The organism is Pseudomonas sp. 58(2021), assembly GCF_017491585.1.
Classification (GTDB): domain Bacteria; phylum Pseudomonadota; class Gammaproteobacteria; order Pseudomonadales; family Pseudomonadaceae; genus Aquipseudomonas; species Aquipseudomonas fluorescens_BT.
The window spans coordinates 1-15,691 of sequence record NZ_JAFGYZ010000038.1; the positions used below are offsets into that span (position 1 = coordinate 1).

The window sequence follows — 15,691 nt, forward strand, 5'->3', positions numbered from 1 at the left end:
GATTGTTTTCAGGATGATGCGGAATCTGTGGGAGTAAGGCTGCTGGCGATTCTCGGCATCAACCAGATTTCATTACTCACACCGACATCGCAGGCCGAGCATCACCCTGTGGCGAGGGAGCTTGCTCCCGCTGGGGGACGGAGCAGTCCCAAGAACAGCAAATACGGTTAGTCAGATAGACCGCGATTATTCCTTTTCGAGTCTTCCAACGTTGTCATACAGCCAAGCAGTGAAAGCCTCTCTGTCGTCAGAATGGTGGCAGCGTCGATGACAGTTTGGGCACAGCGCTACGGTGTTGGTCTTGAAGTCCGTCCCGTTGTCCGACAGATGCTTAACGTGGTGAACCTCAAGGTAAGGTTCTCCATTCATTTCAAAAGGACCTGTTTGTCCGCATCCCTCACAGACACCCTTGGCGTTGAACAGAATCCAATCTTTGACTTGGGATATGCGGGCGTAGGTTTTGGTTGTCCTGACGATTTGCTGAGGTATCTGCACACCCTCTGGCTCACTCACAAAATCACGCTGTTTCGCTCGTTGTACATTTCGACGTGATGATTCTTCTTGCGTGGAAGGTGTACCGGAATCCAGCGTAATGAGGCCTTTCGATTCTAGGATTTTCATCAGGCGCGCGGTAATCCCTGAACCGAGATTCACCTTTGGTTTGTAGCTAGGGATCGTTTTCAGCCCAAGATCTTCGAACAGAGCGGTAATGTTCTGCAGTCGATAGTCAATCGACTTGATGTTTCGCCCGGCGAGTACGCCGTTCTGCAGACGCCTGTGTTCCAAGGACTTATTAAATTTTTGATCATTTGGGTAGCGAGCCTGAATATCGAGATAACCATCGACCGAAGCGTCAAGCTCCTCATCCGTCCAGCCACTATTTTCCTTTTCCGTATCCATAAAATCGCCGAGGGTTGAAAACCCTCGGACGATACTGAGTGGCCATTACGGCTGTCTAGGAAAATTCCTACAGAGATTTGCGACAATTCTCGCAAGTGATCTCACAAGCAGCACCTAACTCATCAGATGCTTCGACGACTGAAATACCTCTGCAGCCTTCCGCCACCAAGACTTCGGGGCAGTCGCTCGCTGCTGTGTCTGGCCCTGCAACAGGTATGGCATATCTCGTAGCCGAATCCAGCTTTCATCCTGCCAATGCAACAGACTCACAGACATCTCAGGCCATTTCAAAAAACTAAGCATAGGTAGATCCGGATTTTCCGAGGACGCAGCATCGCGTAAGGCTGGAACCACTTGATGGGTCAGCCACTCGCGCAATAGCCGATTCCCTGGGACGTAGTGATACACCAACAGCGCATACACACCGGACTCACTGAGCATAAGTTGCTTCTCAGGTTGCCGGTGATACTCAATCCACAGAAAACGATGTTGATCCTTGTCCAGTTTGCTGACCATCCGATCACTGAGATGGACGCCCATCAAGCGACCAATATCGCGTGCGCAAAACCATGGCTGGCCTTCAAGGAGGAGGGCATGGAGAGAGAGTTTGTGCAGAGTGAAGACCGTGGAACTGTGAGGTTCAGACATGGCAGGCCTCCAGTGCTGGATGCATGCAGATGATGTTGAGGCTGAAGCAGATTTCCTTCGTGCCGAAGGAGATATTTTTAGGCATATCCATTTACCTCTGTGTGATGTCAGCTTTCTTAAGGCTGGGTGCCGGGAGCTAAGAAACCCCACACAGAGGGCCGGACATATTTCCCTTTCGGGTCTTGTATTCGCCCACTCCCGGCATAACAGAGTTTTTTGATGCGCACGGGGAAACCGTAGGCACAAAAAAAGCCGCGACTGTCGGGTGCGGTGAGTCCGCTGTGTGAGGTGTTTCTTAGGCACCTTTTTGAAGACTATTGCTTTACAAGTATTTGGTCAAGACAGAGTTTTGAATACGTCCGCAGATATGCGGACGTATGTTTCGGTGGATGTCAAACTTGCTGGAAACTGTATGTGTTTCTAATGTTTGCGTGAAAGAATGAGCCTACAGAGCTAGCATCAATTAAATCTGTATAAGTATGTTCTGGAACATCGAAATAATCATATATTGTCCCATTGTTGAACTCGACTTGTAGGGTTGAGGTGCCTGCGTCATAACCCACGCTGGCAATATTGCTTGAGCTAACGGGTGTTCTTTCCATTTACGTTTTCTCCTTTAGCGTTTCCTGGTTTCGCCAGGCCGATACTAATATTTCATAATTTTCCTGTTTTCGTTCAGTAGACCAGTTTTTTGATACATCTGGGTCTTTACTGTTTGGATATTTGTCGGGAGGTAATATGCTTATTCTGCATCGTGTTGGAAGTTTTGCAGCCTCTCCAACTATTACGGCTTCGCCTGTTCTGAGAACAGGGAGAGAGTCGATTATTCCTGCAAGTCCCTCTGACATCGCAGATTTTACAATTCCTCTATCTGTTGAGTTGTTAATTCGAAGGGCGATGATCGTTCCGCATTGCGATAAAATTGTTTCATCTATTTCTGATGGTCTTTGGCTTACAATCATAGCGCCTATGCCAAACTTTCTCCCTTCCTTAGCAATTCTTTGAACCATATGTTTCGCCAATCCGCTCTCGGATTTCGAAAGGTATCTGTGTGCTTCTTCAAGTACTACCAGTAGGGGACGATTTTTCATGCCGGAAGAAAGGTTTCTTCCCCATAGCGCTGACTCGAATAAGATATCTAAAATTGAACCAAGAAGTAGGCTTAGTCGCGTGGATGGCATTCCAGATAAATCTAGAATTGTTATTGGTTTGTCGTGCCCTAGCCACTCAGCTAAAAGCTGATCTAAGTCTTTCTGAATTGCTCCATCTTTGTCTGGATTCCAAGGGCCTGGGTTTAGAAGGAATGAGTATTGAGAATCAAGCAGTCTAGACTTCATCAACTCGAGCTGTTTTTTGATCACTCCGGGTCCACCTTTCTGTGGCGGGCTTCTTCCGGCACCTGGCGGTGTGAATTTCGGTGATACTAACGTATCAAAGTCACCTTTCGATGTATAAGCTGGATCTGTTTGCGCGTCATCATTCCAATTTACAGTGTCGTCGTGATAAAGGTCGTACCAGATTTTTTTTATTCTGTACGGCAAGGGAGTGAAGCCAGTTATTTTTTCTGGATCAATCCCTTTGATTTTGTTTGTGGTAAGTGAAAGCTTCTTTTCCTCAATCGTTTTGTCTAGGTATTGAGTCTTGGCGGATTCATTTAAATTTCCGCATAAGAAGTCGATAAGGCTTTCGGGGGAAATGCACCAGTACGGAATAAAAAGTTTATTCTCGCTTTCTGGAGTTACCGAAAAAACTTTAGCGATGTCTCCTAGTGCGGAGGCATATTCGCCGTGAATGTCAATTAATAGTACCCTGGATGATGGGAGTTTTATTAGATCGTCATGTAGTACGAGTGACCTTAAAATTGAGGCAGTGCTTGTAGACTTTCCGGAGCCGGTAGAGCCTAGTATGGCGGAATGCCTAGATACCAGTTTGTCTAGGTCAATACTGACATCGATGCCGTCAGAGCTTGAAAGCTTTCCGATTCTAAATTGACTTTTATCTGATTTTCCAAAGACCTTTAGTAAGTCACTATCGACAACAATATGCACATCATCGCCGATGCTAGGGTACTCGCTGATACCCCTGTCAAATTCACCACCTATGATTTCTCCAATCAACTCCACCCGTATCCAGCGCCTTTGGCTGAGAAATTTTTGGTCATTTTCTAAACTTGAGGACTCATTGGATTCGGAAATCACGCCAAACAGCTGATTGTATCCAAGCGGAATTTTTACGAAGCTTCCTACTTGTCCAATTCTGTAGTTTTTACCTTCCAGTATAGTTATTCCAGAACTCATACTGTCGGCAAGTTCAACCGCTAAGGAAGAGCTAGATACTGAGCTTATACTGCCTAAAAGTGTTGGGCTACGCATTTTGGTTATCTTCCTCAATTTTTTGAGGAGGAAAAAGATCGAGTACTTGGCTTAGGCTCTCTAGCGGTATATCTTCAAATTTAACTCCGAATTCCCCGCCGGCAGTTGCCAAAAAGCGTGTCAGTGTTTTGAAGTCACCAAGTAGGAACTTTTCGTCTATGTAATATTCTTCTCTAATTGATTCCCAGTTTTTGGCTGGTAATATTCCTGTTCGCCATTTTGCCTCCACTCCATTAATTATCGCACCGTCCCTACAGAAGATGCTTGCATTAGGGCATTTCAAGGCAATTTCGCGTGCATATGGTTCGTCGGATAATTTGTTATATTGGAAGGCAAATAATGCTGCTGATGGATTGGCGATCAAGCTTTCTATTATTTTGGAAGATATATGTGCGTCAGCAAAAGAAAAACCAGAACAAATCAAAAGCGTGTCTGGCTCCAACAGGAAGTTTTTAAATCTTTCAAAAAGCGAGGAAAATGGAGCCGCTTGAGTCTGATCGTACTTGATATGTGAGGGATAGACCATGCTGGTGTTTTGCGAGTGAGGTAACCTAATGACCTCATTGCTCGGCCCAATTTCCCAGCCGATTGAGCCATGCAGTTTCCATACTCTCACCCATCTTGGTGGAAGATCATTTCTTGATATGCTAGATGGATCAAAAAATGCATTTCTGGAGCCGCTAAATCCATCAAAATAAGGAGTTTTAACTCGCTCTAGCGCCTGCTCTAAAAGTAGGTCGTAATTTGTAGTAAAAACCTCTATGCCGTGCTTTCTATTAATGCCGTTAATCCAGGAAACTAGTTCGCAATAAGGTGTTGGACTGCAGGGTAGCTCTCGATCAACCACTTTTCTAATAGAATTGCATATGTTGTCAGTCAGGCTTGTAAAGTCATTGCTGTCGTAGCCATATACTTTAGAAGCCCCTATAACATCAGCGAGCGCTCTAATTTTTGAGAGGACTTTCTCAAAGTTTTTGTCTTCTATCGATGATTCGATTTCTTCGAAGACTTTCAAGTCTTCGGGGGATAAATCTGATTTAATAGCTTTTGTTAGACCTACAACGTTTGGGATCAGCGGCTCCCATGCATCTTTTCCTACATTAATGCTCACAGGAGCTCCAGCGCCGAGGAGTATCCCAATTTTTTTCTTGCCATTGGTTATGATCTGGCGAAAGCCAAACATGTATTGGTCAGGGTTATGCACGGACTCGTTCATGCCAGTTCCTTAGCTAAAAAAAAGCCCTGCATGAGCAGGGCCTTTTTTAGCTACCCTAACAACCATGTAAGGTAGACTCTTATTGCATGGCGTTACGCCACTGTCAATCCCAGCTCAACGCACCACCAGTCTGATACTCAATAACCCGAGTCTCAAAGAAATTCTTCTCTTTCTTCAAGTCCATGATCTCGCTCATCCAAGGGAACGGGTTAGTCGTCCCTGGGTACTCTTCCTTCAAACCGATCTGCGACAGACGACGGTTAGCGATGAACTTCAGGTAGTCCTCCATCATCGCTGCGTTCATGCCCAGTACGCCGCGAGGCATGGTGTCGCGGGCGTATTCGATTTCCAGCTGGGTGCCTTGCAGAATCATTTGCGAGGCTTCTTCCTTCATTTCGGCGTCCCACAGGTGTGGGTTTTCGATTTTGATCTGGTTGATCACGTCGATGCCGAAGTTCAGGTGCATGGATTCGTCGCGCAGGATGTATTGGAACTGCTCGGCGACGCCGGTCATTTTGTTGCGGCGGCCCATGGAGAGGATCTGGGTGAAGCCGCAGTAGAAGAAGATGCCTTCCAGAACGCAGTAGTAGGCGATCAGGTTGCGCAGCAGCTCTTTGTCGGTCTCTACGGTGCCGGTGTTGAATTCCGGGTCGGAGATGGCGCGGGTGTATTTCAGGCCCCAGGCGGCTTTTTTCGCGACCGACGGGATCTCGTGGTACATGTTGAAGATCTCGCCTTCATCCATGCCCAGCGATTCGATGCAGTACTGGTAGGCGTGGGTGTGGATCGCCTCTTCGAACGCCTGGCGCAGGATGTACTGGCGGCATTCCGGGTTGGTGATCAGGCGGTACACGGCCAGGGCCAGGTTGTTGGCCACCAGCGAGTCGGCGGTGGAGAAGAAGCCGAGGTTGCGCATCACGATGCGGCGCTCGTCGTCGGTCAGGCCTTCCGGGTTTTTCCAGAGGGCGATGTCGGCGGTCATGTTGACTTCTTGCGGCATCCAGTGGTTTGCGCAGCCGTCCAGGTATTTCTGCCAGGCCCAGTCGTACTTGAATGGCACGAGCTGGTTGAGGTCGGCGCGGCAGTTGATCATGCGCTTTTCGTCAACGGCGACACGGGCGGCGGAGCCTTCGAGTTCGGCGAGGCCTTCGGCGACGTCGAGGGAATCCAGTGCAGCCTTGGCGCGGGCCACGGCGGCCGAGTCTTCGGCGGTCACGGCGCGGGCTTCGAGGGCGGCGGCACCGCCGGCGCTGTCGAGGCGGTCCATGTTGGCTTCGCTAGCGTGGCCGGCGTTGGCGCCTTTCACTGCTGCTACTTCACTGTCTTCTTTGTCGAATTCGTCCCAGCTCAGCATGACGTGTCGTCTCCTGCGTGAGGGCCTGTGCCCGTGTGAAAACTGATTGTTGGTTTTTCACACGGCCGTACAGGCCGCGTTGGATGTCGTTTTTTGCAGCGGTGCTACGCAGGCAATAAACAGAAAATTTTTTCGGGTTTCCGAGAGCCTCTGACGGGCGCAGGTCAGCGTTGTCGCTGCTGCGGGGCTTCAGAATGGCTTTGAATCCCTGTAAGGGAATATTGCTGACCCGATTGGGCGGCATTATAGGGAAAAAAACACGGGCGTGGGGGAGGGCGAAACAGCGCAGGGCGGTCGAGCGCTGGGGTGATTTCGATCGGAGCGAGGGTTTACAGGGCTTTCGCCGGGATTGGCCCCGGAGAATTTTTTTTCATTAATTTTTTTGCGTGTGATTGATTGCTCAAAAAACGAGCAAAAAACCGCGTTTTTCACTATATCTTGTGTTTTGCAACCCTTTTACGTCGCTTCAAACACAACTGAGCCCGACCGAAGTCGGGCTGGAATCGACCCTCGATGTTGCGCTGAGTGATCCGATTCGGTGCAGTCTCAACGCATCAATTGGTGCAGCCGTTACCCATCACGCTGTAACGCAGGATGTGACGCTGACCTTTGGAGTCGTCGTACTCCATTTTCGCCGGAACAACTTCGCAGACATTTGGAACTTCGCTCATCGATACAACTTTGGCGATGTCCAGGTGAGTGGAGTAAGTGTATTCCTCGATAGCCGGTTGTTGCTGTGCGACATCAGTCGGAACCTCGTCTGCCATGGCGGTTGCGCACAGACTGCTGAGGGCCAGAACCAATAAAGCTTTCATCTGAAATTTACCTTCTTGAGGTCGAGTGGGGTCACGCAACCTTTTTGGGGTTGCGTGTGGAGCTTCATCGTTTGCTTTGTTACTTCGGAGCTGGATTAACGGCCTTCGTGGGGGCTGTAACGTTGTTAATCACTTTGCCTTGTCGGCGAGGTGAATTTTAGGGAGGCGGGGTGGGTGTAAACAGATGTGGTTTTGATAAACACCTTTGGCAGATTTGGTAACAATCGCTGGATATCGTGTTATCAGCGCTGCGGTTTTCCCGGGAAACCGAGTCGTCTGAATCGCTGGCAAGCCAGCTCCCACAAGGGCTGCGTGCTTTGCTTCAGAGGCGCTTGGGGCATTTCTGGATGTTTTGTAGGGGCTTGTTACTACCATCGTCGAATGGTTCTATACGGGCGCCCCGGCTACAACAGGGTCATACAAAAACAACTATTACACCGAGGTAGGAAAGATGAGTGCGGCTTCCCTGTATCCCGTTCGTCCCGAGGTTCTGGCCAATACGCTGACCGACGAGGCGACCTACAAAGCCATGTACCAACAGTCGGTCGTCAACCCTGACGGCTTCTGGCGCGAACAAGCCAAGCGCCTCGACTGGATCAAGCCTTTCACCACGGTGAAACAGACGTCGTTCGACGATCACCATGTCGACATCAAGTGGTTTGCCGACGGCACCCTGAACGTTTCCTACAACTGCCTCGACCGTCATCTGGCCGAGCGCGGCGATCAGGTCGCCATCATCTGGGAAGGCGACGATCCTTCCGAAAGTCGCAACATCACCTACCGCGAACTGCACGAACAAGTGTGCAAATTCGCCAACGCCCTGCGTGGCCAGGATGTGCACCGCGGCGACGTGGTGACCATTTATATGCCGATGATCCCCGAAGCCGTGGTCGCCATGCTGGCCTGCACCCGGATCGGCGCGATTCACTCGGTGGTGTTCGGCGGTTTCTCGCCGGAAGCCCTGGCCGGTCGCATCATCGACTGCCGCTCGAAAGTGGTGATCACCGCTGACGAAGGCATCCGCGCCGGCAAGAAGATTTCCCTCAAGGCCAACGTCGACGACGCGCTGACCAACCCGGAAACCAGCAGCATCCAGAAAGTCATCGTGTGCAAGCGCACCGGCGGCGACATCAAGTGGAACCAGCATCGCGACATCTGGTACGAAGACCTGATGAAAGTGGCGGGCACCGTCTGCGCGCCGAAAGAGATGGGCGCCGAAGAAGCGCTGTTCATCCTTTATACCTCCGGTTCCACCGGCAAGCCGAAGGGCGTGCAGCACACCACCGGCGGTTACCTGTTGTACGCGGCGATGACTCACGAGCGCGTGTTCGATTACCGTCCGGGTGAAATCTACTGGTGCACCGCTGACGTGGGCTGGGTCACCGGTCACTCCTACATCGTCTACGGCCCGCTGGCCAACGGCGCGACCACGCTGCTGTTCGAAGGCGTGCCGAACTACCCGGATATCACCCGGGTGGCGAAGATCGTCGACAAGCACAAGGTCAACATCCTCTACACCGCACCGACCGCGATCCGCGCAATGATGGCCTCCGGCACCGCCGCTGTTGAAGGCGCGGACGGCAGCAGCCTGCGTCTGCTCGGTTCGGTAGGCGAGCCGATCAACCCGGAAGCCTGGGACTGGTACTACAAGAACGTCGGCAAGTCCCGTTGCCCGATCGTCGACACCTGGTGGCAGACCGAAACCGGCGGCAACATGATGAGCCCGCTGCCAGGCGCCCATGCGCTGAAGCCAGGTTCGGCTGCACGTCCGTTCTTCGGTGTGGTACCGGCGCTGGTGGACAACCTTGGCAACATCATCGAGGGCGAGGCTGAAGGCAATCTGGTGATTCTCGATTCGTGGCCAGGTCAGGCCCGTACTCTGTACGGCGACCACGACCGTTTCGTCGACACCTACTTCAAGACCTTCCGTGGCATGTACTTCACCGGTGATGGCGCCCGTCGCGATGCCGATGGCTACTACTGGATCACCGGTCGCGTGGATGACGTGCTCAACGTCTCCGGCCACCGCATGGGGACCGCCGAGATCGAAAGCGCGATGGTCGCTCACCCGAAAGTCGCCGAAGCGGCGGTGGTCGGTGTGCCGCACGACATCAAGGGGCAGGGCATTTATGTCTACGTCACCCTGAAAAATGGCGAAGAGCCGAGCGAGCAACTGCGTCTGGAACTGAAAAACTGGGTGCGCAAGGAGATCGGGCCGATCGCTTCGCCGGACGTGATCCAGTGGGCGCCGGGGCTGCCGAAGACCCGTTCGGGCAAGATCATGCGCCGCATCCTGCGCAAGATCGCTACCGCCGAATACGAAGGGTTGGGCGACATCTCCACCCTGGCCGATCCGAGTGTGGTGCAGCACCTGATCGATACGCACAAGACCATGAACGTCGCGTAAGCGGCGGGTCTGAAGTGCAGAAAGCCCTGTCCGGTTTAGCCGGGTGGGGCTTTTTTGTGTCTGGTGTTTTTGTGGCGTCGGGGTGGGCCTCTTCGCGAGCAAGCCCGCTCCCACACTTGATCCGCGCCAAACACAACCCCCAATGTGGGAGCGGGCTTGCTCGCGAAGACGGCCTGTCATTCTCCGCCGTGTTCCGCTGTCTTACCCTATCGGCATCCAGCCAATAATTATCGAATTGCTCCGTCAGCCCATTCCCACTGTTACCCGTCCGCCTTCAAGTAACTGAATGTGTAACCGCCCGCTCCGCAACGGGGCATCCGGAAACGCATTTCCCTGTTTAAGGGCCTCAAAGCCCCCGGTGAAAAATAAGACATCACCCCGCGCTTGCCGGATTAGAAGGGTTTGCGAATAATAGGCCCGCAATTTGCAGCATAGATCGGTTAACTGTCTTTCGCTCTTGCATGAAATTGCGGAGCTGTCAATGTGCTCAAGCGGGTTTCTCGGTGCATCTGTAATTAGTTGTCGCATTGAAGAAATATCGGCTTCGGGCCTGTCGTTAGAATGCCGATCACTCGCTCGTCGTGGCTCGCGTTGAAGCCTTCAGGGTTTGTTCGGAAATATCCCACGCACGCAGCAACCGCTTTCGTTCCACCCATTCGCATATTGGGCTGTCGCTCACTCTGCCGTTTTTGCCCTTTACCGATGGAGTCCCAAGATGAAGAAACTTGTGCTGCTTGGCGCCCTGGCACTGTCCGTGCTGTCCCTGCCGACATTCGCCGATGAAAAGCCTCTGAAAATCGGTATCGAAGCGGCTTACCCTCCATTCGCCTCCAAAGCGCCGGACGGCAGCATCGTCGGTTTCGACTACGACATCGGCAACGCGCTGTGCGAAGAAATGAAGGTCAAGTGCCAGTGGGTCGAGCAAGAGTTCGACGGTCTGATCCCGGCACTGAAAGTGCGCAAGATCGACGCGATCCTGTCGTCCATGTCGATCACTGAAGACCGCAAGAAGTCCGTGGACTTCACCAACAAGTACTACAACACCCCGGCCCGCCTGGTCATGAAAGAAGGCACTCAGGTCAGCGAAGGTCTGACTGAGCTCAAGGGCAAGAACATCGGCGTGCAGCGTGGTTCGATCCATGAACGTTTCGCCCGCGAAGTCCTGGCCCCGCTGGGTGCCGAGATCAAGCCGTACGGCTCGCAGAACGAAATCTACCTCGACGTGGCCGCCGGCCGCCTCGACGGCACCGTGGCGGACGCTACGCTGTTGAATGACGGCTTCCTGAAAACCGACGCCGGCAAAGGCTTCGCGTTCGTGGGCCCGGCGTTCACCGACGTCAAATACTTCGGCGACGGCGTAGGCATCGCGGTGCGCAAGGGCGACGCCCTGAAAGACAAGATCAACACCGCCATCGCGGCCATCCGCGAGAACGGCAAATACAAGGCAATCCAGGACAAGTACTTCGACTTCGACATTTACGGCAAGTAAAGACGTCGCTCGACCCGTCCGAAATGGCGCAAGCAACAGGATCTCTGCGGTTTGCGCCATTTTTTCATCCCAACTTTCGAGGACCTGAATCATGTTGAAAGGCTACGGGGCTGTCATCCTCGATGGCGCTTGGCTGACGCTTCAGCTCGCCTTGTCGTCCATGGCCCTGGCCATCGTTCTCGGGCTGATCGGTGTCGCATTGCGCCTGTCGCCGGTGCGCTGGCTGGCGTGGCTGGGCGATCTGTATTCCACGGTGATCCGCGGGATTCCCGACCTTGTGCTGATCCTGCTGATCTTCTACGGCGGTCAGGACCTGCTCAATCGCGTCGCACCGATGCTCGGCTATGACGACTACATCGACCTGAATCCGCTGGCCGCCGGTATCGGCACCCTCGGTTTCATCTTCGGTGCGTACCTGTCGGAAACCTTCCGCGGCGCGTTCATGGCAATCCCCAAAGGTCAGGCCGAAGCCGGCATGGCGTACGGCATGAGCAGCTTCCAGGTGTTCTTCCGGGTGCTGGTGCCGCAGATGATTCGTCTGGCGATTCCGGGCTTCACCAACAACTGGCTGGTGTTGACCAAGGCCACCGCGCTGATTTCCGTGGTCGGTCTGCAAGACATGATGTTCAAGGCCAAGCAGGCGGCCGACGCCACCCGCGAGCCTTTCACCTTCTTCCTCGCAGTGGCGGCGATGTACCTGGTGATCACCAGTGTTTCGTTGCTGGCGCTGCGTCACCTTGAGAAGCGCTACTCGGTAGGCGTAAGGGCGGCTGATCTATGATCTTCGACTACAACGTCATTTGGGAGGCCCTGCCGCTGTACTTCGGCGGTCTGGTCACCACCCTCAAGTTGCTCGCGCTGTCGTTGTTCTTCGGTCTGCTCGCGGCCCTGCCGTTGGGGCTGATGCGTGTGTCCAAGAACGCCGTGGTCAATGGTGCGGCGTGGCTTTACACCTACGTGATCCGCGGCACGCCGATGCTGGTTCAGCTGTTCCTGATCTACTACGGTCTGGCCCAGTTCGAAGCGGTGCGTGAAAGCTTCCTCTGGCCGTGGCTGTCCAGCGCAACGTTCTGTGCGTGCCTGGCGTTCGCGATCAACACCAGCGCCTACACCGCCGAAATCATCGCCGGCAGCCTCAAGGCCACGCCGAACGGCGAGATCGAAGCGGCCAAGGCCATGGGCATGTCGCGGGTCAAGATGTACAAGCGCATCCTGCTGCCATCGGCCCTGCGCCGGGCGCTGCCGCAGTACAGCAACGAAGTGATCATGATGCTGCAGACCACCAGTCTGGCGTCCATCGTGACCCTGATCGACATCACCGGCGCGGCCCGTACCGTCAACGCCCAGTTCTATCTGCCGTTCGAGGCGTACATCACCGCCGGCGTGTTCTACCTGTGCCTGACCTTCATTCTGGTGCGCCTGTTCAAGCTGGCCGAGCGTCGCTGGCTGAGCTACCTGGCCCCGAGGAAGCACTGATATGGAACGCATCGACCACGTCTTGCCGTGGAGCCACCTGGGCAGCGAGCGCCGGATTTCGGTGTTTCGCTTCGGCAGCGGCGAGCGCAAGGCCTACATCCAGGCCAGCCTCCACGCCGACGAACTGCCCGGCATGCGCACCGCCTGGGAACTGAAAAAACGCCTCGGCGAACTCGAGGCCAAGGGCTTGCTCAACGGCGTCATCGAACTTGTGCCGGTGGCCAACCCGCTGGGTCTTGGCCAGTTGCTGCAAGGCAACCATCAGGGGCGTTTCGAGGCCGGCAGCGGCAAGAATTTCAACCGTGATTTCGTCGAGCTCAGCGGCCCCGTGGCCACTGCGCTGGAAGGACAACTCGGTGATGATCCGCACGCCAACATCCGTTTGATCCGTCAGGCGATGGCCGATCATCTGGCCGCGTTGCCCGAGGCCGGCAGCCAGTTGCAAGGCATGCAGCGCATCCTGCTGCAACACGCCGCCACCGCCGATGTGGTGCTGGATCTGCATTGTGACTGTGAAGCCGCGCTGCACATGTACGCCTTGCCGCAGCACTGGCCGCAGTGGCGTTCGCTCGCCGCGCACCTGGATGTGAAGGTCGGCCTGCTGGCGGAAGACTCCGGCGGCAGCTCGTTCGATGAAGCCTGTTCGTTGCCGTGGCTGCGTCTGTCGCGCCTGTTTCCGGACGCGCAGATTCCTCTGGCGTGCCTGGCGACGACCGTTGAACTCGGCGGTCAGGCTGACACCACGCCGGCACAGGCCGAAGCCTGGGCCGCAGGCATTCTGGCGTTCCTCGCCGAGCAGGGCCTGATTCGTGGGGAGTGGCCAAGCGCCGTGCGCGAACCGTGCGAAGGCATGCCGTTCGAAGGCACTGAATTGCTCCTGCCGCCGCATCCCGGTGTGGTGAGTTTTCTGCGCAAGCCCGGCGAGTGGGTTGAAGCCGGTGACAAGATTTTCGAAGTGATCGATCCGCTGTCGGATCGGGTCAGCACGGTGTGTGCTGGTACGTCCGGGGTGCTGTTTGCCATTGAGCGGCTGCGTTACGCCCAACCCGGTTTCTGGCTGGCCAAAGTGGCGGGGCGCGATGCGCTGCGCGACGGCCCTTTGCTCAACGACTGACTGTTTTTGTGAGAACCGACCGCATGTACAAACTTGAAGTCCAAGACCTGCATAAACGCTATGGCAGTCACGAAGTGCTCAAGGGCGTTTCCCTGAAAGCGGCCGCCGGCGATGTGATCAGCATCATCGGCTCCAGTGGCTCCGGCAAAAGTACTTTCCTGCGCTGCATCAACCTGCTCGAGCAGCCGCACGCGGGCAAGATCCTGCTCAACAACGAAGAGCTGAAACTGGTGGCGAACAAGGACGGCGCGCTGAAAGCCGCTGATCCTAAACAGCTGCAACGCATGCGTTCGCGCCTGTCGATGGTGTTCCAGCACTTCAACCTGTGGTCGCACATGACCGCGCTGGAAAACATCATGGAAGCGCCGGTTCACGTGCTGGGCGTGTCCAAGGCCGAAGCCCGCGAGAAAGCCGAGCACTACCTGAACAAGGTCGGCGTGGCCCATCGTAAAGACGCGTTCCCGGGGCACATGTCCGGTGGCGAGCAGCAGCGTGTGGCGATCGCCCGCGCGCTGGCGATGGAACCGGAAGTGATGCTGTTCGACGAACCGACTTCTGCCCTCGACCCGGAACTGGTCGGTGACGTGCTGAAAGTCATGCAGGCCCTCGCTCAGGAAGGCCGGACCATGGTGGTGGTGACCCACGAAATGGGCTTCGCCCGTGAAGTGTCGAACCAGTTGGTGTTCCTGCACAAAGGCGTCGTCGAAGAAAGCGGCAACCCGCGTGAAGTGCTGGTCAATCCGCAATCGGAACGTTTGCAACAATTCCTCTCGGGCAGCCTCAAGTAATCGCTCCCGTTATGCACCAGATTAGGTCATGCTGCGCAGCGCGCCAGATGGTCTAATTTGGTTGCAGCCGATTTCGGTTTTTCCCTCTGTTTACGTTTCGGATCGCCCGCCATGACTGCCCATCGAATTGGTTTCCTGATTTGGCCCAGCACTAAAGCTCTGACTTTGGCGCTGGCAGAGGAGGCCTTGCGTGTTGCCCAGCGTGTGCATCCGGACGTGGTTTACGAGCTGTCGTTCCTGCAGGCCGAAGCACCGACCGACGGTGAATGGCAACTGCCCGGCGAACCCTGGGCCGGCAAACTCGAGAATTTCCAGAAACTGTTCCTGCTCGCCGATGAGCCACCGACGACGTTGGCGCCGGCGCTCAGCAGCGCGCTGAAACAACTGGTGCGTGCCGGTTGTGTGATTGGCGGTCTGTCGGCCGGTGTGTACCCGCTGGCGCAACTCGGCCTGCTCGACGGCTACCGCGCGGCGGTGCACTGGCGCTGGCAGGACGATTTCGCCGAGCGCTTTCCGAAAGTCATCGCCACCAGCCATCTGTTCGACTGGGATCGCGATCGCCTGACCGCGTGCGGCGGCATGTCGGTACTCGATTTGCTGCTGGCCGTCCTGGCCCGCGATCACGGTGCGGAACTGGCCGGTGCGGTCTCCGAAGAACTGGTGGTCGAGCGCATCCGTGAAGGCGGCGAGCGTCAGCGCATTCCGTTGCAGAACCGTCTCGGCTCCAGCCATCCGAAGCTCACGCAAGCTGTGCTGCTGATGGAAGCCAACATCGAAGAGCCGCTGACCACCGACGAAATCGCCCAGCATGTGTGCGTGTCCCGCCGTCAGCTGGAGCGGATCTTCAAGCAATACCTCAACCGCGTGCCGAGCCAGTATTACCTGGAGCTGCGCCTGAACAAGGCCCGGCAGATGTTGATGCAAACCAGCAAATCGATCATCCAGATCGGCCTGTCGTGCGGTTTCTCTTCGGGGCCGCATTTCTCCAGCGCCTACCGCAACTTCTTCGGCGCCACGCCGCGGGAGGACCGCAACCAGCGGCGCAGCAGCAGCCCGTTCGAATTATCGTCAGTGCCGCCAGAGCGCGGTTGATTGATCTGCAGCAGCGCCAT

14 protein-coding genes are annotated in these 15,691 nt (G+C 54.9%); 7 read left to right on the forward strand and 7 right to left on the reverse strand.

What is annotated here, in order from left to right; all coding sequences use genetic code 11:
- Nucleotides 1-186 precede the first annotated feature (186 nt).
- The 7 genes from J5M72_RS28065 to J5M72_RS28095 all read right to left on the reverse strand — a co-directional run bounded on the left by J5M72_RS28065 (nt 187) and on the right by J5M72_RS28095 (nt 7,305).
- A complete protein-coding gene (locus J5M72_RS28065) occupies nt 187-900 on the reverse strand; it encodes an HNH endonuclease (RefSeq protein WP_207868187.1) in 714 nt (237 codons plus the stop codon).
- 114 nt (nt 901-1,014) lie between these two features.
- On the reverse strand, nt 1,015-1,548 hold the full coding sequence (locus J5M72_RS28070; RefSeq protein WP_085610741.1) for a Bro-N domain-containing protein: 534 nt from the start codon (nt 1,546-1,548) through the stop codon (nt 1,015-1,017).
- A 392-nt stretch (nt 1,549-1,940) separates the two neighbouring features.
- Complete coding sequence (locus J5M72_RS28075; protein ID WP_207868189.1) at nt 1,941-2,150, reverse strand: KTSC domain-containing protein; 210 nt, start codon at nt 2,148-2,150, stop codon at nt 1,941-1,943.
- Nucleotides 2,151-3,920 carry an ATP-binding protein gene (locus J5M72_RS28080; RefSeq protein WP_085610739.1) on the reverse strand — a complete coding sequence of 590 codons (1,770 nt, stop codon included), beginning with the start codon at nt 3,918-3,920 and terminating at the stop codon, nt 2,151-2,153.
- A complete protein-coding gene (locus tag J5M72_RS28085; RefSeq protein WP_207868191.1) occupies nt 3,913-5,136 on the reverse strand; it encodes an SIR2 family protein in 1,224 nt (407 codons plus the stop codon). Before J5M72_RS28085 ends, J5M72_RS28080 begins: the two co-directional genes overlap by 8 nt.
- A gap of 103 nt (nt 5,137-5,239) precedes the next feature.
- Nucleotides 5,240-6,490 carry a ribonucleotide-diphosphate reductase subunit beta gene (locus J5M72_RS28090; protein ID WP_007951068.1) on the reverse strand — a complete coding sequence of 417 codons (1,251 nt, stop codon included), beginning with the start codon at nt 6,488-6,490 and terminating at the stop codon, nt 5,240-5,242.
- A gap of 554 nt (nt 6,491-7,044) precedes the next feature.
- Nucleotides 7,045-7,305 (reverse strand): DUF2790 domain-containing protein, encoded by a 261-nt coding sequence (locus J5M72_RS28095; protein WP_047599663.1) that lies wholly within the window; start codon nt 7,303-7,305, stop codon nt 7,045-7,047.
- A 451-nt stretch (nt 7,306-7,756) separates the two neighbouring features.
- On the opposite strand from J5M72_RS28095, the gene acs reads away from it, so the two are divergent.
- The 7 genes from acs (at nt 7,757) to argR (ending at nt 15,671) form a co-directional block, all read left to right on the forward strand.
- Entirely contained in the window at nt 7,757-9,712 is a 1,956-nt protein-coding gene (gene acs / locus J5M72_RS28100) for an acetate--CoA ligase (protein WP_169431540.1), read from the forward strand.
- 715 nt (nt 9,713-10,427) lie between these two features.
- Nucleotides 10,428-11,201, forward strand: coding sequence for an ABC transporter substrate-binding protein (locus J5M72_RS28105; protein WP_169431539.1), 774 nt, complete (start codon nt 10,428-10,430; stop codon nt 11,199-11,201).
- Between the two features lie 91 nt (nt 11,202-11,292).
- Nucleotides 11,293-11,982 carry an ABC transporter permease gene (locus J5M72_RS28110; protein WP_007951063.1) on the forward strand — a complete coding sequence of 230 codons (690 nt, stop codon included), beginning with the start codon at nt 11,293-11,295 and terminating at the stop codon, nt 11,980-11,982.
- Nucleotides 11,979-12,677, forward strand: a complete 699-nt coding sequence (locus tag J5M72_RS28115) for an ABC transporter permease (protein ID WP_011335540.1) — start codon at nt 11,979-11,981, stop codon at nt 12,675-12,677. Before J5M72_RS28110 ends, J5M72_RS28115 begins: the two co-directional genes overlap by 4 nt.
- Nucleotide 12,678: 1 nt before the next feature.
- The gene (locus tag J5M72_RS28120; protein WP_207868194.1) at nt 12,679-13,791 is read left to right on the forward strand and encodes a succinylglutamate desuccinylase/aspartoacylase family protein; all 1,113 of its coding nucleotides are present in this window, start codon (nt 12,679-12,681) and stop codon (nt 13,789-13,791) included.
- Between the two features lie 23 nt (nt 13,792-13,814).
- The gene (locus tag J5M72_RS28125; protein WP_003227281.1) at nt 13,815-14,579 is read left to right on the forward strand and encodes an ATP-binding cassette domain-containing protein; all 765 of its coding nucleotides are present in this window, start codon (nt 13,815-13,817) and stop codon (nt 14,577-14,579) included.
- A gap of 111 nt (nt 14,580-14,690) precedes the next feature.
- Complete coding sequence (gene argR, locus J5M72_RS28130; RefSeq protein WP_085607460.1) at nt 14,691-15,671, forward strand: transcriptional regulator ArgR; 981 nt, start codon at nt 14,691-14,693, stop codon at nt 15,669-15,671.
- The last annotated feature ends 20 nt before the right edge of the window (nt 15,672-15,691 follow it).

Coding starts and splice junctions, on each gene's coding strand:
- J5M72_RS28065 (WP_207868187.1), bottom strand. CDS start 900: ATGGATACGGAAAAGGAAAATAGTGGCTGGACGGATGAGGAGCTTGAC.
- J5M72_RS28070 (WP_085610741.1), bottom strand. CDS start 1,548: ATGTCTGAACCTCACAGTTCCACGGTCTTCACTCTGCACAAACTCTCT.
- J5M72_RS28075 (WP_207868189.1), bottom strand. CDS start 2,150: ATGGAAAGAACACCCGTTAGCTCAAGCAATATTGCCAGCGTGGGTTAT.
- J5M72_RS28080 (WP_085610739.1), bottom strand. CDS start 3,920: ATGCGTAGCCCAACACTTTTAGGCAGTATAAGCTCAGTATCTAGCTCT.
- J5M72_RS28085 (WP_207868191.1), bottom strand. CDS start 5,136: ATGAACGAGTCCGTGCATAACCCTGACCAATACATGTTTGGCTTTCGC.
- J5M72_RS28090 (WP_007951068.1), bottom strand. CDS start 6,490: ATGCTGAGCTGGGACGAATTCGACAAAGAAGACAGTGAAGTAGCAGCA.
- J5M72_RS28095 (WP_047599663.1), bottom strand. CDS start 7,305: ATGAAAGCTTTATTGGTTCTGGCCCTCAGCAGTCTGTGCGCAACCGCC.
- acs (WP_169431540.1), top strand. CDS start 7,757: ATGAGTGCGGCTTCCCTGTATCCCGTTCGTCCCGAGGTTCTGGCCAAT.
- J5M72_RS28105 (WP_169431539.1), top strand. CDS start 10,428: ATGAAGAAACTTGTGCTGCTTGGCGCCCTGGCACTGTCCGTGCTGTCC.
- J5M72_RS28110 (WP_007951063.1), top strand. CDS start 11,293: ATGTTGAAAGGCTACGGGGCTGTCATCCTCGATGGCGCTTGGCTGACG.
- J5M72_RS28115 (WP_011335540.1), top strand. CDS start 11,979: ATGATCTTCGACTACAACGTCATTTGGGAGGCCCTGCCGCTGTACTTC.
- J5M72_RS28120 (WP_207868194.1), top strand. CDS start 12,679: ATGGAACGCATCGACCACGTCTTGCCGTGGAGCCACCTGGGCAGCGAG.
- J5M72_RS28125 (WP_003227281.1), top strand. CDS start 13,815: ATGTACAAACTTGAAGTCCAAGACCTGCATAAACGCTATGGCAGTCAC.
- argR (WP_085607460.1), top strand. CDS start 14,691: ATGACTGCCCATCGAATTGGTTTCCTGATTTGGCCCAGCACTAAAGCT.